This window comes from Halobacillus sp. BBL2006 (genome assembly GCF_000786645.1).
Classification (GTDB): domain Bacteria; phylum Bacillota; class Bacilli; order Bacillales; family Halobacillaceae; genus Halobacillus.
Genome location: NZ_JRNX01000471.1, coordinates 1 through 7324, shown reverse-complemented (window position 1 = coordinate 7324; position 7324 = coordinate 1). Strand labels below are relative to the sequence as shown.

5 protein-coding genes and 1 pseudogene are annotated in these 7324 nt (G+C 43.2%); all 6 read right to left on the bottom strand.

Translation table 11 applies throughout. From position 1 onward, the window contains the following. Nucleotides 1-303 precede the first annotated feature (303 nt). On the bottom strand, nucleotides 304-1824 hold the full coding sequence (locus LD39_RS13990) for a tripartite tricarboxylate transporter permease (RefSeq protein WP_369793250.1): 1521 nt from the start codon (nucleotides 1822-1824) through the stop codon (nucleotides 304-306). 16 nt (nucleotides 1825-1840) lie between these two features. After that, nucleotides 1841-2299: a tripartite tricarboxylate transporter TctB family protein gene (locus tag LD39_RS13985; protein WP_035548201.1), complete on the bottom strand. Its 459-nt coding sequence runs from the start codon at nucleotides 2297-2299 to the stop codon at nucleotides 1841-1843. Nucleotides 2300-2368: 69 nt separating this feature from the next. Continuing rightward, the gene (locus LD39_RS13980) at nucleotides 2369-3370 is read right to left on the bottom strand and encodes a tripartite tricarboxylate transporter substrate binding protein (protein WP_035548197.1); all 1002 of its coding nucleotides are present in this window, start codon (nucleotides 3368-3370) and stop codon (nucleotides 2369-2371) included. 230 nt (nucleotides 3371-3600) lie between these two features. Beyond that, the gene (locus tag LD39_RS13975; RefSeq protein WP_035548195.1) at nucleotides 3601-4275 is read right to left on the bottom strand and encodes a response regulator; all 675 of its coding nucleotides are present in this window, start codon (nucleotides 4273-4275) and stop codon (nucleotides 3601-3603) included. After that, nucleotides 4272-5870, bottom strand: coding sequence for a sensor histidine kinase (locus tag LD39_RS13970; RefSeq protein WP_035548192.1), 1599 nt, complete (start codon nucleotides 5868-5870; stop codon nucleotides 4272-4274). Before LD39_RS13970 ends, LD39_RS13975 begins: the two co-directional genes overlap by 4 nt. Nucleotides 5871-5966: 96 nt before the next feature. After that, nucleotides 5967-7039, bottom strand: a pseudogene (locus LD39_RS13965) (hypothetical protein). Nucleotides 7040-7324 lie beyond the last annotated feature (285 nt).

The window sequence follows — 7324 nt, the reverse complement described above, 5'->3', positions numbered from 1 at the left end:
CTTTATTTTTTTCTGTTGAAGTGATTTTTCGCTGATTCATTTGGGATTTTGATTGATCCTGTCGATCCTTTCATTGATTCAACTACTAGATTCGATAATTCGATCAACGAGGAGCGATATCTTAAGCGATGCGAGCGATTCGTTACCATATTTAGTCGATCTGCTAATTGATTTCGCAGATGCCCACTTTTTTGAGTGATTCTTAAACCATAATCGATGATTTCCCCCGTAACTTGAGCGATACATTACCCGATATCGTTGAATGCACGAAAGACTCTGAGCGATCTCGCACTAACCGTTGTCTCAATTTGCGTGATATTTCTGTTCCTCCTCATCATCCACTTCTTCATTCTTTCCGCCCTTACGCAGGAGCGGCACAATAAACGACAGCAAACTAACAACAAGCAATGAAACGGAAATCGGATCTTTGATAAACACCATCATACTTCCGCCGGAAGCTGTAAGCGACTGACGAAAAGCCTGCTCCATCATACCCCCTAAGATAAAAGCTAAAATGAAGGGAGCGGCTGGAAATGAGAACAAACGCATCAAGTAACCCAGCAGTCCGAAAGCGAGCAATAAGTAAAGATCAAACGTGCTGAAACTGATCGAATACACACCGATCAAGCTGAACGTGATGACGAGCGAGATTAACAGCGGACGTGAGATTTTTAAAATTTTTGCGATGTAAGGAATGAGTGGCAAATTGAGAATTAATAAAAATACATTTCCGATATACATACTTGCAATGATTCCCCAGAAAACGTCGGGATGATCTTGTACGAGCAAAGGGCCTGGCTGAATACCAAGAACGAGAAAAGCTCCCAGCATGACAGCGGTTGTCCCGGACCCTGGGATTCCTAAACTTAACAGTGGAACAAAGGCTCCACTCGTAGCCGCATTGTTAGCCGTCTCCGGAGCTGCAAGTCCTTTTACCGATCCTTTTCCGAATTCATCTGATTTCTTGGACAATCGTTTTTCTGTAATATAGCCAATGAACGATGCGATAGTCGCTCCTGCGCCAGGCAAGACACCGAGGATAAACCCTAGAAATGACTGCCTCGTCATCGGCCCTCTCATTTCTTTGAAATCCTGTTTCGTCAGTTTCAAGTTTCCTATATCGCTTTGTTTACTCAAGGATGTGTCTTTACGATTCAATATCAAAAAGCATACCTCTGCCAATGCGAAAAGACCGAGGGCGATCACTAAAAAGTCGATGCCTTCCATTAAATTCGGATTGCCGAATGTGAAACGGTTTGTACCAGTCTGGCCATCAATTCCTATGGTCGCGATGATGAACCCGATGGTTGCTGAGATTAAGGCTTTAATCGTAGAACCGTCCGATAGACTCGCAATGGCTGTTAACCCTAGAAACATGAGAGCAAAATATTGTGGCGGTCCAAATGAGACGGCAACTTGAGCGAGGGCTGGAGCAAACAGCATGAGTAGAATAACCGAGATCGTTCCCCCCGTAAAGGAACAAACGGCCGCTATCGCGAGTGCTTTTCCTGCCTCTCCCCTCTGGGCCATCGGATACCCATCAAACGCTGTCGCTACGGTACCCGAAATTCCCGGAGCGTTTAATAAAATGGAAGATGTGGAACCTCCGAAGACCGCTCCATAATAAACTCCTGCCATCATCATTAGTGCCGTTGATGGATTCATCCCATACGTGACCGGAATCATAATCGCGATGGCGCTGATCGGACCAAGTCCTGGCATCATCCCGATTAACGTCCCCGTCACTACTCCAATTAATACAAATAATATTCCCTGCAAACTGAATGCGACTTGAAAGCCTTCCAAAAGACCGTCTAGTGCCATGATTTATCCACACCCTTTAAAATGGTAGTATTCCTTGTGGCAGTCGAATTTGAAGTAAGTAATTAAAAAGATAATAAAGAGCTGAAGGAAAAAAGATGGATACAAGAACATTACTCACCCAATTTTTATAGCCTAAGAACCACGAACAGAAAAATACAAATAATGCGGTTGTTATCAAAAAGCCAAGGATTTCGAATAAGAAAATATAACCAAAAATCATTCCTGCAACTGCGAGAAGAACGAGGATTTCTTTTTTAGGGAGCGTACGTTTCTTCTTTTCTTCCTCTGTCTCTGATGATTTGTCAAAAAATAAAAACACGGCCAAACCAATTAAAGTAAAGCCTAACGCCCGGGGGATAAAGTCAGAGTCAATGGGAACATAGGGATACTCTTTTAAGTTATACGTCAAATACAGATAGCCCGCTCCAAACAAAATAAGAAAGATACTGATTTTTTGATTCATCGTTTTGAGCATATTCATCACCTTCTTGTCTGATTTTTAGAAAAGGCCTGCATCTCAGCAGGCCTTTCTTCCAAACGATGATTATTTACCAAGCCCAAGCTCATCCAGCAAGCTGCCAAGTTCTTCCGTTTGTTTTTTCAAAAATTCCTGATATTCTTCACTGTTCATGTACATTTCATCCCAGCCATATTTCTTGCGGATATCAGCAAAAGCTTCGGAATCACTGACTTCCTTGAATTTTTCTTCATAAAACTTAACGGCTGCCGGATCCATATCCTTCGGTCCAAAGAACCCTCTCCAGTTGACAAATGTTGCATCAATGCCTTGCTCTTTCGCTGTTTTGAAATCAGAGATGACTTCACCTTCAAGTCGTTCTTCCGAGGTTATGCCTAGAACTTTGATCTTTCCTGCTTTTACTTGTTCAACAGTTTCTGCGACACCTGTAGAGAACACATCAGCACTTCCATTCAATATTTGCGTAAGCGCTCCTCCATCTTGAGCAGATACATATTTAATTTTCTTAATATCCACCCCAGCTTTTTTCGCCAAAGCTACAAACTGCATATGGTCCATCGATCCAGGAGACGAATAACCAACAACGGTCACACTGCTTGGATCGTCTTTCATGTCCGCGAACAGCTCATCCAAACCATCCCATTTGGCATCTTTGGCTACAGCAAACGCTCCGTAATCCGCAATCAAATTGGATAGTGGTGTAAAGTCTTCATATGATAAGTCCGATTGACCATTCAATGGAACAAAAATCAGCGGCGGGGAGGATACAAAAATATTGTGCGGGTTATTTGTGCTGTTAATATAGGACCAGCCGACAGCACCGCCGCCTCCAGGCTTATTGACGACGCCGATGTCTTCGTCAATGATTCCTTCTTCTTCCATGATCTTTCCGACACTTCGAGCGGTTGTATCCCAGCCGCCGCCTGCGCCACTCGGTGCAACGATTTCAATTGGCTTCTCTGGTTTCCATTTCCCATCTCCGGAATTTTCCGAACTTGCACTATCGCTCCCGCAAGCGGTCATAAAAGCGAGTAAAAATAAAATAGCGAACATCCAAACTTTTTTCATCAACGCTCTCTCCTTCACTTTTGATTTGATCTTGTATGTTCAATAGTAAAAGAGAGGAACGTAAATGTAACCGTTTTCAAAATATTCTGTTTTAAAAACATTAACGTGAATAAACCACATAAAATTCACGCCCGTTTTCTTATCACCACTAAGGAGCTGTCACAGCCATTGTATAGAAAGCTTCCCACTTGCTCCTGCACACTAAAAAAGACCGACATCCATCTGTCGGTCTAATCTAAGAAATATTTCCGCTCCGGCCGTCCCACTTTTCCGTAGCGCATTTCAGCTTTTCCTTCATCAATGGAAATCAAATACTCTAAATATCTGCGGGCGGTTGTTTTCGATGCCCCCATCTTTTCACTCGTCTGCTCTGCCGTCATTCCTTCAGGTGCTTCAGACAACATCGTTCTTACTTTTTCCAGCGTCAGGGGATCGATCCCTTTTGGTACATGTTCCACTTTCGTATCTGTCGAATCTTTATGTCCGATCAACTGGTCCACCATGGCCTGATCAAGGGTTTCTCTCGAACTCATCATCTGGTGCTTTTGCTTGTACTCTTCAATCGTCTTATGGAAACGGTCCATCGTAATCGGCTTGATGATGTAATCGATCACTCCGTACTTCAATGCTTTTTCAATCATCACCTTATCATTGGCAGCGGTAATCATAATAATATCGGTCACCGGCGCAACTTCCCTGATCTCATGAAGCAAGTCTGTACCTAAACAATCCGGCATATAGACGTCCAGTAAAAGTAAGTCCGGTTCTTTCTCCTTGATCTGCGCCAGCGCTTCTTTCGCATTCAACGCTTTTCCTACGACTTGTACCTTATCGATACTTGCCAAAAACTTCTCGTGGAGCTGAGCCACTCGAAAATCATCTTCTGCAATCACAACACGAATCATGAGGATCCCCCTTTCCCTTTAGGTATAAAAATAGAAAATATTGTTCCTCCACTTGCTGATTCCCCGACTTCCAGGGTGCCTCCAAGGTCTTTGACGATTTCATTGACGTTTGCAAGTCCATAGCCTCTGTGCTCTCCCTCTTTCGTTGAAAACCCCCTCATGAATAAATAAGGCATCATACTTTCCCTAATTCCAGGGCCTGTATCGGAAACCTCAACGACGATTTCATTTCCGACATCCGTGGCAAAAAAGGAAACCTTCTTTTCCGCTTCGTCCGCAACCGATTCAAACGCATTATCAATAATATTTCCAAGAATCGTGACCAGTTTAGAACGGTTGATATGAGAGGGAATGACATGCAAATACGATTCTTCATCAATGATAAACTCGACTTTCAGTTCCGAAGCTTTGCTTATTTTTCCTAAAAGAATCGCTTGCACAGTATCGTCTTCGATCTGATCAAACAGAATACGATTCTGGTCCTTTGAAGTCTCAAACTCATTTTGAATTAAGTCTGTTGCCTCCTTATAGTTGCCGAGCTGCAACAGTCCGAGAATCACATACATCTTGTTCGTGTATTCATGGGTTTGCGCTCGGAGATCCTCCGAATACCTTTTCACCTCTGATAAAGCGTTCACCATTTCTCTTACTTCCGTTTTGTCTCTGAAACTAGCAACGACTCCAACGACTTTGCCATTATCAAAAATCGGCTTGCGATTAACGATAACGACTCGCTTATTCAGTGTCATCTCTTGATCACTCTCAGGCACACCGGACTCCAAGACGCGAAGCATATGCGTATTGGGGACTACGTCCTCTACCGATTTCCCTTTTGTATCCGCATCGATATCAAGCATCGTCATAGCAGATGGATTCATCATGGTCACAAGGCCTTGTTGATCGATGGATATGATTCCCTCTTTCACAGAGGAGAGAATGGCTTCACGGTCGCGGTATAGGGAGGAAATTTCGAACGGTTCCAGCCCTAACGTATCTTTTCGGATACTTCGAGCGAGCATCAGGCTCCCGAACGCCCCAAGCATCAAGACCGCAACAGAGATCCCCGCAATATCCGCTAATTTTGAAAAAATGGCCGAGTTGATATCTTCAATGAGAAAACCGACCGATACAATCCCAATGATTTCTCCATCATCATTAAAAATCGGAGCTTTCCCTCTTAAGGAAGGACCAAGCGAGCCTTCTGCTTTTGATATGTAATACTCTCCACCCTCAAGGGCTTTTTCATTATCACCGCCGACCATACGTCTCCCAATCTTCCATTCGTCTGGATGAGCATAGCGGATGCTATCCCTATTTCCTACGACGACAAACTCTGCTCCGACTTCCTTCTGAATATGCAGCGCGATCGGCTGAATAATCTTAGAAGGCTGCTCTCTTTCAAACGCCTCTTTGATTGTCGGCATGAAGGATAATGTCGTCGCCGCTTGTAGAGCCAGCTGCCCCATCTTGTCTTCTGTCTCTTCCTTTTCCCAGTAGGCGAAAATTCCTGCCAGCAAAATGATGACAGCCATGATAATAGTGAATACGAGCCCTAGTATTTTAGTTTGCAAGGATACACGGAATCCTTTTGGCATGGCGAAAGCCCCTTTTATGGAAACGTTATCTTTGAAATATCATAACATACTAAATCTGTCATATAGAAAAAACCCGGCCACAGCCGGGTTTTACGCTTAAGCAGACAATCGTTCTTCTTTTTTCCCTTCCGCTTTTAATCGGAAAGGTGCACTTATTAAAGCCACAATTAAAAATAAACCTAAGAAGCCAATAAGTGGATAGAAAATAGCCACAAGTTCTGTAAAACCTACAAAACTTAATCCGAAGGCGATGACTCCAGTGATCAGCACAAATTTCTTGTGATTACTCGTTCCTATTTTCGTAAATCGGGCAGCAAAGGAGAAGAACATGCTGACTGCCGTATTGAATACCATTCCAAATAAGATAATTGAATAGAAGATCCCAAGAGCTGGAGAGATATCATCTACGAGTTTAAGCATAGGCATATCAAAGCTTGCGACAACATCAACCTTCGAGAAAATGGCCAGGTGACTCAACACAATCAAAATCCCTAGAGTGAGTCCGCCAAGCAGCCCGCCAATGGAAGATATCCGTTCATCGTCTTCGTTTCCGCCCATCAGCAAGGACATGGATGCACCAACCGCTACGTTAAATGAAACATAATTGAGCGCTGAAACAAACCAGTTGGAGAGTGCGGAAGACTGTTCAACAGCGATCGGCTCTAAGTCGGCAAACGAAAGATCCATTGTCGTGAGACTATAAACAGAAACGATGATAACCATGATAATTAAAAATGGTGTTATGCTCCCAATGACATTCACCACTTTTCCTACGTTCATCATAATCGTGGCCATGACAATCACACTCATTAAAATAATGCCAAACACTGGCGGCAAACCAAACTGCTGACTCGGTATCGAACCAGCTCCAGCGATCATGACGACTCCTACTCCAAAAAGAGTAAAGATAATGACGTAATCTACAACGACTCCAAGGTAACGCCCACTTACTCGATAAACCGCTTCTTTGTGCGACTTTGCTTTCATTCTTGTCCCTAATTTTGTCAGCATCATTCCCATGTAAGCAAACAGTGCAGTAGCTATAATCGTGCCAATGGTCCCTATGTAACCAAAGCTTGTGAAATACTGCAAAATTTCCTGCCTGAGGCAAACCCTGCCCCAACAATAATTCCAACAAATGCACTAGCAATCTTAATAATCTTTTTCATGGAATTCCTCCTTATGTATGTGCTTGTGGGGAGTTGAAGCTCCAAAATAGAGCGCTTTCATTTCGAAGGCGCTTCAAAAGTGTATCATGAATGCGCTTACTTAAGTTTTGTTCAGATAAACAAATCAAGTTCACCCTTTTTGTTTTTTTCCACAATACACATTGGCACTCGATAATTCTATCAGGAAACGTTCCAAATGTATTCTTCCTTTTCTCCTCGAATGCAAAAAACCCCCCGGCGGCTGCCGGGGGTTCTAATGTTCGATTTTTGAATTCGCTGATAAAT

Bases quoted from the DNA above. Each gene is read 5' to 3' on its own strand.
- LD39_RS13985 (WP_035548201.1), bottom strand. From the start codon at position 2,299: ATGCTCAAAACGATGAATCAAAAAATCAGTATCTTTCTTATTTTGTTT.
- LD39_RS13980 (WP_035548197.1), bottom strand. From the start codon at position 3,370: ATGAAAAAAGTTTGGATGTTCGCTATTTTATTTTTACTCGCTTTTATG.
- LD39_RS13990 (WP_369793250.1), bottom strand. From the start codon at position 1,824: ATGGCACTAGACGGTCTTTTGGAAGGCTTTCAAGTCGCATTCAGTTTG.
- LD39_RS13975 (WP_035548195.1), bottom strand. From the start codon at position 4,275: ATGATTCGTGTTGTGATTGCAGAAGATGATTTTCGAGTGGCTCAGCTC.
- LD39_RS13970 (WP_035548192.1), bottom strand. From the start codon at position 5,870: ATGCCAAAAGGATTCCGTGTATCCTTGCAAACTAAAATACTAGGGCTC.